At 69.8% G+C, this 13,717-nt stretch carries 13 protein-coding genes, 1 tRNA gene and 1 pseudogene; 11 read left to right on the top strand and 4 right to left on the bottom strand.

Annotation, left to right across the window (positions count from 1 at the left end; all coding sequences use genetic code 11):
• Nucleotides 1-82 precede the first annotated feature (82 nt).
• The 8 genes from galU to ACIO3O_RS23990 all read left to right on the top strand — a co-directional run bounded on the left by galU (nt 83) and on the right by ACIO3O_RS23990 (nt 6,237).
• Nucleotides 83-985, top strand: coding sequence for a UTP--glucose-1-phosphate uridylyltransferase GalU (gene galU / locus ACIO3O_RS24025; RefSeq protein WP_401749037.1), 903 nt, complete (start codon nt 83-85; stop codon nt 983-985).
• Between the two features lie 3 nt (nt 986-988).
• On the top strand, nt 989-2,341 hold the full coding sequence (gene glp / locus ACIO3O_RS24020) for a gephyrin-like molybdotransferase Glp (RefSeq protein WP_401749035.1): 1,353 nt from the start codon (nt 989-991) through the stop codon (nt 2,339-2,341).
• A 102-nt stretch (nt 2,342-2,443) separates the two neighbouring features.
• The gene (gene moaC, locus ACIO3O_RS24015; RefSeq protein ID WP_401749033.1) at nt 2,444-2,923 is read left to right on the top strand and encodes a cyclic pyranopterin monophosphate synthase MoaC; all 480 of its coding nucleotides are present in this window, start codon (nt 2,444-2,446) and stop codon (nt 2,921-2,923) included.
• A 146-nt stretch (nt 2,924-3,069) separates the two neighbouring features.
• Complete coding sequence (locus tag ACIO3O_RS24010) at nt 3,070-3,600, top strand: molybdenum cofactor biosynthesis protein B (RefSeq protein WP_401749131.1); 531 nt, start codon at nt 3,070-3,072, stop codon at nt 3,598-3,600.
• Between the two features lie 17 nt (nt 3,601-3,617).
• Nucleotides 3,618-4,217 (top strand): GNAT family N-acetyltransferase, encoded by a 600-nt coding sequence (locus ACIO3O_RS24005; RefSeq protein ID WP_401749031.1) that lies wholly within the window; start codon nt 3,618-3,620, stop codon nt 4,215-4,217.
• Between the two features lie 130 nt (nt 4,218-4,347).
• Entirely contained in the window at nt 4,348-5,574 is a 1,227-nt protein-coding gene (locus ACIO3O_RS24000) for a hypothetical protein (RefSeq protein WP_401749029.1), read from the top strand.
• 100 nt (nt 5,575-5,674) lie between these two features.
• Nucleotides 5,675-5,748 (top strand) — tRNA-Ala (locus ACIO3O_RS23995).
• 123 nt (nt 5,749-5,871) lie between these two features.
• Entirely contained in the window at nt 5,872-6,237 is a 366-nt protein-coding gene (locus ACIO3O_RS23990) for a DUF4253 domain-containing protein (protein ID WP_401749027.1), read from the top strand.
• 454 nt (nt 6,238-6,691) lie between these two features.
• Here ACIO3O_RS23990 and ACIO3O_RS23985 read toward each other — a convergent pair whose 3' ends face one another.
• Nucleotides 6,692-7,102 carry a hypothetical protein gene (locus ACIO3O_RS23985; protein ID WP_401749026.1) on the bottom strand — a complete coding sequence of 137 codons (411 nt, stop codon included), beginning with the start codon at nt 7,100-7,102 and terminating at the stop codon, nt 6,692-6,694.
• Between the two features lie 702 nt (nt 7,103-7,804).
• Complete coding sequence (locus ACIO3O_RS23980; RefSeq protein ID WP_401749024.1) at nt 7,805-8,797, bottom strand: M12 family metallo-peptidase; 993 nt, start codon at nt 8,795-8,797, stop codon at nt 7,805-7,807.
• A 739-nt stretch (nt 8,798-9,536) separates the two neighbouring features.
• On the opposite strand from ACIO3O_RS23980, the gene ACIO3O_RS23975 reads away from it, so the two are divergent.
• Entirely contained in the window at nt 9,537-9,680 is a 144-nt protein-coding gene (locus tag ACIO3O_RS23975) for a hypothetical protein (protein ID WP_401749138.1), read from the top strand.
• A gap of 510 nt (nt 9,681-10,190) precedes the next feature.
• On the opposite strand, the pseudogene ACIO3O_RS23970 reads toward ACIO3O_RS23975, so the two are convergent.
• Both ACIO3O_RS23970 and ACIO3O_RS23965 read right to left on the bottom strand, forming a co-directional pair.
• Nucleotides 10,191-11,204: pseudogene (locus ACIO3O_RS23970) on the bottom strand (Tn3 family transposase); the annotation flags it as partial.
• Between the two features lie 454 nt (nt 11,205-11,658).
• Nucleotides 11,659-12,024 carry a hypothetical protein gene (locus ACIO3O_RS23965; protein ID WP_401749022.1) on the bottom strand — a complete coding sequence of 122 codons (366 nt, stop codon included), beginning with the start codon at nt 12,022-12,024 and terminating at the stop codon, nt 11,659-11,661.
• Nucleotides 12,025-13,041: 1,017 nt separating this feature from the next.
• Here ACIO3O_RS23965 and ACIO3O_RS23960 point away from each other — a divergent pair.
• A complete protein-coding gene (locus ACIO3O_RS23960; RefSeq protein WP_189828306.1) occupies nt 13,042-13,275 on the top strand; it encodes a chaplin in 234 nt (77 codons plus the stop codon).
• 144 nt (nt 13,276-13,419) lie between these two features.
• On the top strand, nt 13,420-13,717 hold a 298-nt coding region (locus tag ACIO3O_RS23955; protein ID WP_401749020.1), incomplete at its 3' end, for a chaplin.

The following is a 13,717-nucleotide window of genomic DNA, read 5'->3' as shown; positions in this document are numbered from 1 at the left end:
CCATCTTCACAATTCGCTCGTACGGCAACAAAAAGGCCGGAAGCCGACCTTCCATGAAGGGCCACCCGATATCGTTCCGCGCATGACTCAGGCTCACCCCAGGATCAGTAAGGCTGTCATCCCGGCAGCGGGGCTCGGCACCCGCTTCCTGCCCGCCACCAAGGCGACGCCCAAGGAAATGCTCCCGGTCGTCGACAAGCCCGCCATCCAGTACGTGGTCGAGGAGGCCGCGGCGGCCGGTTTGTCCGACGTCCTGATGGTCACCGGCCGCAACAAGCGCCCTCTTGAGGACCACTTCGACCGCAACTACGAGCTGGAGTCCGCCCTCACCAAGAAGGGCGACGCGGGCCGCCTGGCCAAGGTCCAGGAGTCCAGCGACCTCGCGACCATGCACTACGTCCGCCAGGGCGACCCCAAGGGCCTCGGTCACGCCGTGCTGTGCGCTGCCCCGCACGTCGGCGAGGAGCCCTTCGCCGTCCTCCTCGGCGACGACCTGATCGACCCCCGCGACCCCCTGCTCTCGCGCATGGTGGAGATCCAGGAGCGGCACGGCGGCAGCGTCGTCGCGCTCATGGAGGTCGACCCCGACCACATCCAGATGTACGGATGCGCCGCCGCCGAACCGACCGCCGACGGCGACGTCGTGAAGGTCACCGGCCTGGTCGAGAAGCCGTCCCCCGCCGAGGCCCCCAGCAACCTGGCGATCATCGGCCGGTACGTCCTGGACCCGGCGGTCTTCGGGATACTGCGGGAGACCGAGCCGGGCCGCGGCGGCGAGATCCAGCTCACCGACGCCCTGCAGAAGCTGGCCGCCGACGAGAAGGTCGGCGGCCCGGTCCACGGCGTGGTCTTCAAGGGCCGGCGCTATGACACCGGGGACCGCGGAGACTATCTTCGGGCGATTGTCAGACTCGCGTGCGAGCGTGAGGACCTGGGCCCGGACTTCAAGACCTGGCTTCGCAGTTACGTCCACGAGGAGATGTAGCACGTGAGCACCACCGAAGCACCGCCCGCCACCGTCGGCGACGAGGGCAGCCCCGACCGCGTCTGGTCGGTGGACGAGCACCTGGACGACGTCCTGGGCGCGATCCGCCCGTTGGAGCCCATCGAGCTCCAACTCCCCGACGCCCAGGGCTGCGTCCTCGTCGAGGACGTCACCGTCCCGGTCTCGCTGCCGCCCTTCGACAACAGTTCGATGGACGGGTACGCGGTCCGGGTGGCCGACGTCGCGGACGCGAGCACGGAGTTCCCCGCCGTGCTCACCGTCATCGGCGACGTGGCGGCGGGCTCCGGTGGTGCCGAGCTGACCGTCGGCCCCGGCGAGGCCGCCCGCATCATGACCGGCGCCCCGCTGCCCCCGGGCGCCGAGGCGGTCGTCCCCGTCGAGTGGACCGACGGCGGCAGCGGCGAAGGCCCCGCCACCACCTTCCGCTCCGCCGGCGCCAACCCCGGCGACTCCTCCGGCCAGGTCCGCGTGCACCGCCCCGCCAAGGCCCGCGCACACGTCCGCGCCGCCGGCAGCGACGTCAAGGCCGGAGACACCGCCCTCGAAGCCGGTACGGTCCTGGGCCCGCCCCAGGTCGGGCTGCTGGCGGCGATCGGCCGGGCCACCGTCCTGGTCCGCCCGCGCCCCCGCGTCGTCGTCATGTCGACAGGCTCCGAACTGGTCCAGCCCGGCGAGGAACTGGGTCCCGGCCAGATCTACGACTCCAACAGCTTCGCCCTGACCGCCGCCGCCCGCGACGCCGGAGCCATCGCCTACCGGGTCGGCGCGGTCACCGACGACGCCGCCGAGCTGCGCGACACCATCGAGGACCAGCTGGTCCGTGCCGACCTCCTGGTCACCACCGGCGGCGTCAGCGTCGGCGCGTACGACGTCGTCAAGGAAGCCCTCTCGCACACCTCGGACGAGGACGAGCCGGGCAGCGGCGTCGACTTCCGCAAGCTCGCCATGCAGCCCGGCAAGCCCCAGGGCTTCGGCTCGATCGGCCCCGACCACACCCCGCTGCTCGCCCTGCCGGGCAACCCGGTCTCCAGCTACGTCTCCTTCGAGCTGTTCGTACGGCCCGCGATCCGCGCCCTGATGGGCCTGGAGGACGTCCACCGCCCGGTCGTCCGCGCCACCCTCACGGCGGACAAGGCGCTCGACTCCCCGTCCGGAAGGCGCCAGTTCCTGCGCGGTACGTACGACGCGGAAGCGGGCACGGTCACCCCCGTGGGCGGCTCAGGCTCGCACCTGGTCGCCGCCCTCGCCCACGCGGACTGCCTGCTGGTCGTCCCCGAGGACACCACCTCACTGGCCCCCGGAAGCGAGGTGGACGTGGTCCTGCTCACGCACTGAGGGGCCCGTGGCGGTACGGTGTCTGCCGCTGCGCCGAGGCAACGGCCGGAGGCAACGACTGCCGGCCCGCGACGGACCGGCGCCTGATCGCGAGGCGGATACATGAGTACGCAAGGCAGCCTGACGCACATCGACGAGGCCGGCGCGGCCCGGATGGTGGACGTCTCCGAGAAGAACGTCACCCACCGCACCGCCCGCGCCGGCGGCCGCGTGCTCGTCTCCCCACGCGTGATCGAACTCCTCCGCGGCGAGGGCGTCCCCAAGGGCGACGCCCTCGCGACCGCCCGCATCGCGGGCATCATGGGCGCCAAGCGCACCCCCGACCTGATCCCGCTCTGCCACCCGCTGGCCGTCTCCGGCGTCACGGTGGAGCTGACCGTCGCCGACGACGCCGTGGAGATCCTCGCCACCGTGAAGACCACCGACCGTACGGGCGTCGAGATGGAGGCCCTCACGGCCGTCACCGTCGCCGCCCTGACCGTGATCGACATGGTGAAGGCCGTCGACAAGGGCGCGGTCATCACGGACGTACGGGTCGAGGAGAAGACCGGCGGCAAGTCCGGCGACTGGACGCGCGCATGAGCACACAGCACAAGGTCGCGGGCCTGGCCCCCGACGCCCCCGCCGACACCGAGACCGACCGCCACTCCGAGGCGCACGCCCACCCGGACGCCGTGCCGGGACCCGTCTCCGAACCCGGCTACCAGTCCCAGGTGCCCGGCGAGCCGATGCATGCGGGCCCCGACGTCCGCCCCTACCGCGCGCTCGTCGTCACCGCGTCCAACCGCGCCTCCGCCGGGGTGTACGCCGACAAGGGCGGCCCGCTGGTCGCCGCAGGCCTGACCCGTATGGGATTCACCGTCACAGGACCCGAGGTGGTCCCCGACGGCGACCCCGTCGAGGCCGCCCTGCGCGACGGCGTGCTCTTCGCGTACGACGTCATCGTCACCACCGGCGGCACCGGCATCTCGCCCACCGACCGCACCCCCGACGCCACCCGCCGGGTCATCGACTACGAGATCCCCGGCATCCCCGAGGCCATCCGCGCCGAGGGCCGACCGCACGTGCCCACCGCGTCGCTCTCCCGGGGCCTGGCCGGGGTCGCGGGCGGCACCACCCTGATCGTCAACCTGCCGGGTTCCACCGGCGGCGTCCGCGACGGCCTCGCGGTCCTGGACCGCGTCCTGCTGCATGCCGTCGACCAGCTGCGCGGCGGCGACCACCCGAGAGCCGCCGGTACCCCCGGGGGGATCAACTGAACACCGCCGCCTGGCCCGTGGAACTCAAGGACGGGGACGTCGTCCTGCGCCCGATAAAACTGCGCGACCAGCGGGCCTGGCGCGAGGTCAACCGCCGCAACCGGGACTGGCTGCGCCCCTGGGAGGCGACGATTCCGCCGCCCACGCCCACCGGTCCGGTCGCGCATCGTCCGACGTACCGTCAAATGGTGCGTCACCTGCGGGCGGAGGCGAACGCGGGACGGATGCTGCCGTTCGTCATCGAGTACCGGGGGCAACTGGTCGGCCAGCTGACGGTCGCGGGGATCACCTGGGGCTCCATGTGCTCGGGGCACGTCGGCTACTGGGTCGACCGCGACGTCGCCGGGCGTGGTGTGATGCCGACCGCCGTCGCGCTCGTCGTCGACCACTGTTTCCGCAACGTCGGGCTGCACCGCATGGAGGTGTGCATTCGCCCCGAGAACGGGCCCAGCCGTCGCGTGGTGGAAAAGCTCGGCTTCCGCGAGGAGGGGCTGCGGCCGCGCTATCTGCACATCGACGGTGCCTGGCGCGACCACCTCGTCTTCGCCCTCACCTCGGAAGAGGTTCCCGAGGGCGTCCTCGGGCGCTGGCGACGCCGTTCCACCTCGCAAAAATAAAACAAATGCTCGAATTTGATCGAGGCTGCCAGCCCGCGCATCAAAAAAGTTCGGAATATCAGACAGATACGCCCGACACACCGGCCCAATTGGCGGATGCCCCCCTCCGGGCCCCTCTACGGTGTGGGGTGTGAGCAGCAGCGGCCTGATCTACGCAGTCATCGTCGGGGCCTGGGCCGCCTACTTGGTGCCGATGTGGCTCCGCAGGCAGGACGAACTCAACGAGGCTCGTCCGACGGAACGCTTCAGCACCGCCATCCGACTCCTGTCGGGACGCGGGGCCATGGAGCGCCGGTACGCCAAGGAGCTCCAGCAGCGCGACGGCGGCGCGGCCGGCACCGAAGGCACGGAGCCCAGCGACCCCGACGCCCCGTCCGGCGCGGACCCGGTGACCGACTCGGTCGACGTCCGCGCCTTCGCCGCACCCTCCTCCAGGGCCGAACGCAAGGCGCAGCAGCGGGCCGAGCGCGAGGAGGCCTCCCGCGACGAGGAGCCCGCCGCCCGCGAGCCGGTGCGCGAGCGGGAACGTCCCCGCCCCGCCAAGCCCTCCCCGGCGGCCCTCGAACGGGCCCGCCGATCCAAGGTCCTGGCCCGTCGCCGCCGCACCACGGTCCTGCTCTTTGCCGCCTTCACGCTCGGCGCGATCGTCGCCGCCGTCGGCGGGCTGCGCTACCTGTGGGCCCCCGGCGTTCCGGCCGTACTCCTGAGCGCGTACATCGTGCACCTGCGGGGCCAGGAGAAGCGCCGCTTCGCGTTCACCATGGACCGGCGCAGGGCCGAACTCGCCGCGCAACGCCTGCGCGAGCAGCGCACCCAGCAGATCCACCGCCCGGCGTCGGCGCCTTCGCCGGAACACCCTCAGCGCCACCACGCGTACCAGGGACGCCAGGGGCACTCCCACGGCTCGCACACGCACGGCTCGCCGGGTTCGCATGCGCAGGGCGAGCAGGACGACCGCCCGGAACCCGCCCCCGCGCCCGCCGTCTCCCCCCAGGAGGCCGGTCGCCGCGCCCTGGTGGAGCAGACCGACCACGCCGAGTGGGTCGACCAGCAGCGCGAACGCGAGCGCGGCGCCGCCCGCGGCGAGAGCTGGGAGCCCGTCCCGGTGCCGCTCCCGACGTACGTGACCGCTCCCGTCGCCCCGCGCGCCACCGGCGAACTGGACCTGGGTGCCCCCGGCACCTGGAGCTCCGCCCGCTCCAGCACCGCCGACCCGGCGGCGGCTCCGGCCGAGGACGACAGACCCGCGCAGGGCGCTCGCCGTCCCCAGCCGGGCCGCCGCTCCCGAGAGCGCGGCCGCACCCCGCTCTTCGACCAGTACGACGAGGACGACCGCCCCCGCGCCGCCAACGAATGATCGGCCCGGACGGACCCGCCGCAGGTGGGGGGCTTGAGGGGGTGCGAGGAACGGATTACCGAGCACCCCGGAAGAGGTGCTAGAGTTCATCTCGTTGCAAGGGCCTGTGGCGCAGTCTGGTAGCGCACCTCGTTCGCATCGAGGGGGTCTGGGGTTCAAATCCCCACAGGTCCACAACAGGGCCGTTCTTGAGTTAGCTCAGGATCGGTTCACGAGTCCCGTCCGATCACATTGATCGGGCGGGATTTCGTCGTTTCTGGGGCTCGTCGGGAGGTCTCGTTGCGCAGGTCGGGGCGGATGCACTTCGTCCGGAGTCGGCCGCGGTCACGCCTGGGTCTTGTCGCCGCGCCTTCCGGTGCCGACGCTCTCGCCCTCGTCGGCTGGGACGGGCCCGTCAACTGGGACAACGACACCGCCGCGTTCGCTGCCGTGGTGAGCGACTGGGAGCAACGCTTCGGTGCATGTGTGGTCGCCGTTGGTTCCGACACACTCCACCTGAGCGTCGCCACGCCGCCGACCAGCAGGGACGACGCCCTGCTCGTAGCGGCCGAACACTTCACCTTCTGTCCCGACAACATTTGGCAGGGCCCTCGCCCCCAGACCCTGGAGGCGTACGCCGAGCGACTCATCGACACGCGCTGCTGGGAATTCTGGTGGGACTGACTCCGGCCCGTCGGGAAACGATCACCCGCTAGCTGGGAAGCGATCTTCAAGGCGCTTCTTTGGCCCAGGTCAGAGGTACTCGTGAACGCCCCCAGCACCCCAGGAGGCGCGGAGCACACCCTGTGGCAGCCTCCGCCCGTTCTGCGAGATCGGGTGGCACCGGCTGCCGTGCGAGGACGAAGGGAGTACCGATGCCGCCGCCCACCCGAGCCCTCCGCGCGGACCATGTGCCCGCTGGGCGTCCTTGGCTCAGCCTCGGTAGAAGAGGGGCAGGTCCCCGAGGGCATCCTGCGGGGACCGCCACCACCCTCAGTCGGTCCGGCCTGCCTGCGGATTCACCCGCCGCGGGGTGCCAGGCGCAGTGCCAGGACGAGATCGCCCCGGGCCCGTCCGACTCCACGCCGACCGGCAGGCCCGCCCCGACAGGTTCCGGCGCATCGCGTAAAGCAGCGCGTCATCCAGGCAGAACCGATGTCACCATTCCCGCCACGGGCAGATCCTTGACCGCGCCTCCGTCTGCCAGGGAACGTGTCAGCACCCCGGTGTCTACCGGCTTGAAGTCAGCGACCTGAGTTCCAACGGTGTTGTCCAGCGGATTGACCCCTGTGCCCGCGACCGGGTTGAGGCGCATGTTCTTCATGGGACCGAACCCGCTGGCTGTCGCCTGCATGAGCGTGCCGGTGATCACCGACCCCGACGGAGCGTCCGCACCGTCGAGCGCCTGCTCGGCACCCGCAGGAAGCGGCAGTGGAGCTGCCTGTGCGGCGGCCGACCCGGCCGCCAGCACGGTGCCGACGACCGTCATGGTGAGGCCGGCCTGGAGGAGGTCGTGGCGCGGAGACTTGGAAGCTGCGTGGCGTGCCATGGGATACCCGTCTGCGATGGGAAGCGAGAGAAACGGCTTGTGCGCACCTACGCGTGCGTAATCACAAGCGCACACACTGTAGTTGGACGGGCGGGGTCGCAGTGGGATGTGGCCTGCCCCAGTTCGGAAGTCGGGCGATGGAGCGATCGGTCGACTCTCCGGTGGCGCCCGGAGGGCTACCACGCCCAGAGCGCGAGAGCCGTCGAGGCCAGGGCGGCCACGGCGCTCACGGCGGATGTGGCAGCGCAGAGCCTCCCCATGGGTGGGGGCTGGCGGACGTGCCGGACTTGGTGCCCGCCTGCCCAGCCGGTGGCCAGGAAGGCTGGTGCATTCTCGATCCAGTAGGCACTCAGCAAGGGCCGGCGGGGGCCCGGCTCTGGCACTTCGGAAGCCTTCATGCCGGAGCAAACTCAACTCCCCTCATCGGGGTGGCGGTTGCGGGCCCGGTGCCACTCCATCGCCCAGGTCGGCCGATTGGCATATCAGGCAGGTCCCTCGTAGCACCCCAGGCACCGACGCCTGTGCGGTCAGATTTCGCGAACGGCGTTCGTCGTCGGGCGGACCGGCCGCTCGTCGGGCCCGGGCCGGCCACGCCTGGAAGCGACGCCGCATCGTTCGGGGAGGTGCTGCTGCCGACTGTACGGATCGAGGACGTCCCGGACACCCACCTGCGTCCGGGACGTCCTGCGCTCATCGGCGGTGCTACAGCAGGCCGAGCCAGGTGTCGGGGAGTTGCGTGCTCGGTAGGCGCAGCCAGCACGCGAGTCGCCACGGGTGCGCAGTGCATTCCTGGGGCACGTACGGGGGTTGCGGCGCCAAGGGACGGTCCCGGTAGCCGGCGACGATCGGGAGGGTCTCCCGCAGGACCCGTGCGTTGTCGTTCAGCATGTCGCCGAGAGGCTGTCCCTTGTAGGTCTGCTCGGGGTTGGCGAAGCGGCTGATCTGCTCGCACGAGAAGAGGCAGGACTTCTCGTACGCCATGATCGTGCGATATCTGCCGTCCGGTGTGATCCACCCGGTGTTGTACGGACGCGTGGTGCTGATCCGCATCCGGCCCACAGGATCGGCGGAGATCGTGTACCGGTCGTGCGCGAGGCCGAGGTTGTGTCCCCACTCGTGGCTCACGGAGTCCCGCTCGATGCCCTCCACGTCGGCGACGGAGTAGGCGAACTCGTCGGACGCGGGGCTCAGCGTGGAGGTGTAGTCGCCCTTGCCGCCGCCACGCTGCTCCTGGTCGATCAACAGCACGACAAGGTCCGCACCGTACTGGTCCCGCAGTCTGTGCGCCTGCGCGCCCAGCGTCCGGTCGTGAGGATTCTTCAGGTGTCGGTAGGCTGCGGCGAAGGTCTCGGGCCCGGCGTAGGAGGCAGCCGTATAGGAAGTGACGAACCGCACCTTCCCGCAGATTCCGCTGTGCTTGAGGGATCGGTTCATGCGCTTGGCAATCGCCCGGGACGCAAACGAGATGCGGTGCTTGCCGCCGACAGCCTGCGTGGCCTTCGTCGTGTAGATACCGAGCACGTCGATCCTTGGGCACGGCGTTCGGACCCCGGCCGCCAGTGGCACGGCCTTCGTCTTGGTGGGTTGGCTGTGCGCGTTGACGTCCGCTCCCGGCACGGCGGCGCCGAGGGCAAGAGCGGCGAGCATCAGCCCCGTGGTGGCACTGGTCACCACCGGCGAGAGCGTTGTGATCATGTGATCTGTCTAACACCGGGTTCTACATCCGTCTCGGGGTGGTCCGCCAAACGGGCAGACCGTCAGAACCCCGGACAGGGTCAGGACATGGAGGTGTGGGCGCCAGGTGCTGGATCTTCCCCGCCGCGGGAGAGTTGGGGTGCTCCCCGGCTCGACCGCTACGCCTGCCGGGAGTCGCGCCGTGGGGGCTGCGGTTCCGTCGCCGCGCTCTCTCTGCGGCGGGTTCTCGGAGGAACCCCCGATGCCTCTGCCGCTCGTGCGTCGTGGGCAAACGCATGCCGTCGCGGGAAGAGAGGGTTGCGCCTCGTCGACCGTCTGAAGATGCCGCTCCCCATGCACCACGCGATGCGGCACGGTGCTGATGGTTGCCTGCTCGCCGAGGTCTTCGAGCGGCCTGGCCGGGCGAGAGGGGGCCGCAATGGGTTTGGGCCCCCTCTCGCGTACGGCAGCCAGGGAACGGGCCAGCGGTCGTACACCTGGTGAACGAAAGGGCCGCCGAAACGTTGCTGCGAGGACTCCCCCTACTGGCGATCTTCACAGTTCACACCATCCGGACACCCCGCGCCGCCCGGCCCCAGCGGCTTGGCGATCCCCGGAAGACCAACTGACGGGCATGAGGGTGCCGTTCGGGTATCGCTGGCCCGCAGGGCGTTTCTCGTAGGGGTCTGAGGTTGTTCTCGTGGACATGAAGCCCGTGATGAGTGCTCCCGCCGTTCCCGCCAGGCCAGCCCGCGAACGTATGGGACGCCGACAGGCTGCGGCGCGCGAATGGGCGCAGCGAACGGAGCAGAGGCCGGAGGAATCCCTCGTACGCATCGCGCAGGCCGCCTTCGGTACCGCCCTTGCCCTGGGAGCCCTCGCGTTCTGGCTCGCCGACAAGTAGCAGGCCCACCCCGCGGCCGGCCCTGGTCCCACGGGCGGTGCTCGGCAACGCAGCGGGCGAGCGGCGCCTCAACAAATGAGGGCGGAACCGCGGAAGCACGACCAGGGCTGCGAGGAGGGTGCTGACGCGCACGCGGTAGCCCTGACCGCGCCGTACGGTCGCCCTCTTGTCAGCGCGGCGCACTCGGCGGCATCCAGCTCCGAGGTGCGGAGATGGTCGGCGGCTTTGCCCGGCATGTCGAGGGTGACCGGCAGTTCCGGGACGGCGGTGCTCTCCTCGGCGTTGGTGGTCGGGCAGGAGGTCGGCGACGGCGGTGCGGATCGCGCCGTGGCTGACGCCGTGATCGCGGGCGAGGACAGTGATCGAGCCGCCTTCCAGGTAGACGGTGCGCACGTCGGCGGTCTGGCCGCTACGACGGGACAGCGCCCACCCTCCGCCCCCCTTGGCCTCTGCAGTGCGCAGCCCGTCCTGCGTAAGGCCGCACTGGACTTCGTCGGCGTGGCGAAGGCCTGCACCGTGGGCATCACGGTGGACAGCAGCTCGCCCGTCGTCCCGCGCCGGTACGGAGGCCTTCGCCGTCGCTTCCTCCTCCTGCAGCCGTTCGGCGAACTACAGCCATCTGCATCCAAACCTCGCACCAGCACCGCCAGGTACTCCTTCACGGCATGTCCATACTCACGGCTGCCGGGACATCCGTGTCGACCACGTCCCGGTCGGGCCCAACCAGCAGGCGGGTCCGCGGATTGAAGCAGCGGTGCCAGGGCGAGGCGAAGACCTCGCGGTTGTTCAGGGCCCCGTGCAGCTGCTCCGGCCCGTACACCACACACATCTCCCGGCCCAACACCGCGGGTGGCAGATCAAGTTGGCGCGTACGGCCTGCCACCAGGCGGGCGACACAAGCTTGTCGTCCATCTCGCGCGGCAGCAGCGGCTCGCCCCGCCTTCCGCCGGGCCAGCGCCGGGAGCCTCCGGGCTCCGGCCAGGACGCGCTTGCCGGCGCTCGCTGCGTCCAGCACCTTCGACTCACGCCAGCAACCGGAACGGGCGGCTCCGTGGCGCATCGGGTCGCGAGCGCTGCTCGCACAGCGACCTTGGCCGTGTTCTCGTCCTCAGGCACCAGCGAGAGCACCGCCGCGCCGCAGTCTGTGCCGGGCCCCTGAACCGGCTGCAGGTCCTCGGTACCGTCGCCGCCCGCGCCAGCGCCCGTAAAGCCTTCTCCAACTGCGGCAGCGTGAACTGCCGCTCCTTCTCCGCCGCCCGCTTCGCCGTGTTCAGCAGCCGGGTGTCGATGAGGCCCTGGAACAAGTCCAGGGCCTCATCGATCGGCTTCGGCCCGCGGTGCCACCTCACTGCGGTAGGCATCGTCGGGCGCTTGGCTCCGCCGCCCGCTCCAGCGCGCGGGCGAACCAGGTGTTCCTCGTCTGCATCGGAGTCGGCACAGGTTCTCCGGCTCCGGGAACCACGCGCTCTTGGGCGTTTTCAGCGTCGCCACTGGATCGCCGGGGTAATGCGGAGCCGTTGGGCGACCGCGACGGTGGCGTGCGATGGACGGAATCTGATCCGCATCACCACCTGGTGGTGATGCGACGGAACTGGGGGGTTCCGTACGCCGTTCGTGAGGAAAGTCGGTGCCCGACGCAGATCATCGCGAGGGCCCGAGGCAACCGGGACCGCCGGAAACGGCCACCGCGCTGCGCAGTTCCGACCTTTTCGAAAATCCCACTGATTGGTGCAAGCGGGTGAGAGTTGAGCCTGGGGCCGTCTTCGAAGGCGGGTTCCTGTGCATCCTGGATCACGGACAAGGGAACTGGCTGCCTCCGCAGATTTTGCGGAGGCAGTCCCTTTTTCGGTTTGCCACCTGCCTGCGCCGACCGTTGAAGCTCGGTCTGCTCCAAGGCTGTAGACACCCTGGCATTCGGGGGCAGTGCCTCTGCCGGGTCGGGGCGGGCTCGCAGAGCTCATGGCTGGTGGCCCGGGTGTCAGCCCAGAGAGTCGAGCGGTACCCCGACCGGTCCGCCGCCGGCGGCGAGCCCACCAAGCAGAGCGCCGGGGGCGGGCACAGCGTTGGGACCACCAGGGTGCACCTTACGCGCGGCCGATTCTTCCTTGAGCTGCAGGTCGTCGACCTTGGCCTTGACGTCACCGAGGAACTTCTGGGGGGTGGCGACCTCCGTGAGCTGCTTCATCTGGTCGGCGTGCACGGCGTCGATCTGGGCCTGCGCCTCGGCAACCCGGACGGCCTTGGACTGGTCGTGGCTGGCATCGTGGTGCGCGAATGCGGGAGTGGCAGTGCCCAGGGCGGCAAGTGTTCCGGCGAGGACTGCGGTGGCGTGGGTGTACTTCATGGATGGGCGTCCTGTCCGTGAGGTGTGTCCGGGGCGACAGCGGCCGGGGCGGCGCTTGTCGTTTCACCTCTGAAGAACGCGGGGTGGGGCTAATGGAGACGTGCACTCCCAAGATCTCACTCTATCGACTCGACTAGAGCGGGCCTGAATTGGGGAATTTTCGGCCTGTGCCAGGTACCTCGTGACAGGCATTGCCCCAGCAGTGGCCTGTGGCGGACGAGATGCGTATGCGAACGTCCCTGGCATCGATGGACATGACCGGGGCGCGTTACTTCTGAGTGGCACGGATCGTTGCGACTGCGACCAGCCGTACCGCACACAGGAGAAATCAATGCGCCATCACAAGGCTTCTGCAGCTGCTCTCGCCGTCCTCGTTTCGGGCTCTGCGCTGGCTGTTGCGGGTACCGCCCAGGCTGCTGCCCCCGAGGCGGCATCGAAGCCCGGCCCCGCTGCTGCGGCGCCGGCTGACGACCTGCTCGGCGGGCTGCCTGTGGTCGGTGGACTGACCAAGGGCGGGTCGCCCGCCGGTCCTGCGGCCAGTGGCCTTCTCGGCGGTCTCCCGCTCGGCGGCTGACACTGCTCGGCGGTGGGCGTGACCCCAGCGGGGACGCCCACCGTTGTACAGCCTGTCGAGGCTCTGATTCCGGGACTTCCCCGCTACGGACTCCCTCGGCGCGCCGGTGACGTGGCATTGGCCGATCGTCTGTACGTCGGCGGAGGGTGGGGCGACCCGATGGAATGCGGGCGGCGTCGCACTCCGCCGGGTGATTTAGCGGCGTCGGCAGTATCACCTGTCCGGGGTCTCCCATACCCGTTGGCCTTTCTTGCGACGCGCGACTCAGCAGGTTATGTGTTTAGGCCTACCGGGTGACCGTGAACTTTCACGGAATTAAATTAGTTTCCTTTACGCCACCGGATCGTTACGAATAGCGACGGCGATGCTACGGGTTTCCCATTGGACTCGTGCAGCACGAAATACGTGGCTGTTCACTGTGTCGCCGAAGGAAAGGTCACAAAATGAAGCGCATGAAGGTTGCCGCAGTTCTCGCGGGCTCGCTGATGGCCCTGGGTGCGGCCTCCCCCGCGATGGCTGACGCTGGCGCTGAAGCCGCTGCCTCGAACTCGCCCGGCGTCCTCTCCGGCAACGTCGTCCAGGTTCCGGTTCACGTTCCCGTGAACTTCTGCGGCAACAGCATCAACGTGATCGCCCTGCTTAACCCGGCTTTCGGCAACACCTGCGTCAACAAGTAATTCCACGTCCGAACCCTCGTGTGTTCGGACCTGGGCGGCCCCTGAATGCACGCCTTGCCTTCGGGGGCTGCCCAATCAGCGCCTCCTCATGTGTGGGTGAGCAATCGGCTTGCCCCGCAAGCATGAAAGACAGGGAACGGCGAAGTGCGACAGGTATTGAGTAAGAGCGTGCTGGTAACGGCAGCCGTCTCGGGTGTGCTCTCCATGACCTCCGGCTATGCCTACGCCGATGCGGTGGGCAACAGCACGGTCTCGAAGTCGCCGGGGGTCATCTCCGGCAACAGCGTTCAGGCTCCGGTGCACGTGCCGGTGAACCTCTGCGGCAACACCGTCAATGTGATTGGCCTGCTGAACCCGGCGTTCGGCAACAAGTGCTCCAACGGCTCCTCGGTGAAGCCGGGCAAGAGCAGTGGTGCGACGGCATCTTCGACCGTGGCAAAGT

Source organism: Streptomyces sp. NPDC087440 (assembly GCF_044744005.1).
Lineage (GTDB): Bacteria > Actinomycetota > Actinomycetes > Streptomycetales > Streptomycetaceae > Streptomyces.
The sequence above is the reverse complement of the archived record's forward strand: the minus strand, read 5'-3'. Positions and strand labels throughout refer to the sequence as shown.

Coding starts and splice junctions, on each gene's coding strand:
- ACIO3O_RS23975 (WP_401749138.1), top strand. CDS start 9,537: ATGGGACGCCGACAGGCTGCGGCGCGCGAATGGGCGCAGCGAACGGAG.
- ACIO3O_RS23980 (WP_401749024.1), bottom strand. CDS start 8,797: ATGATCACAACGCTCTCGCCGGTGGTGACCAGTGCCACCACGGGGCTG.
- ACIO3O_RS23985 (WP_401749026.1), bottom strand. CDS start 7,102: ATGGCACGCCACGCAGCTTCCAAGTCTCCGCGCCACGACCTCCTCCAG.
- ACIO3O_RS23990 (WP_401749027.1), top strand. CDS start 5,872: ATGCACTTCGTCCGGAGTCGGCCGCGGTCACGCCTGGGTCTTGTCGCC.
- ACIO3O_RS23960 (WP_189828306.1), top strand. CDS start 13,042: ATGAAGCGCATGAAGGTTGCCGCAGTTCTCGCGGGCTCGCTGATGGCC.
- moaC (WP_401749033.1), top strand. CDS start 2,444: ATGAGTACGCAAGGCAGCCTGACGCACATCGACGAGGCCGGCGCGGCC.
- ACIO3O_RS23965 (WP_401749022.1), bottom strand. CDS start 12,024: ATGAAGTACACCCACGCCACCGCAGTCCTCGCCGGAACACTTGCCGCC.
- ACIO3O_RS24010 (WP_401749131.1), top strand. CDS start 3,070: ATGCATGCGGGCCCCGACGTCCGCCCCTACCGCGCGCTCGTCGTCACC.
- galU (WP_401749037.1), top strand. CDS start 83: ATGACTCAGGCTCACCCCAGGATCAGTAAGGCTGTCATCCCGGCAGCG.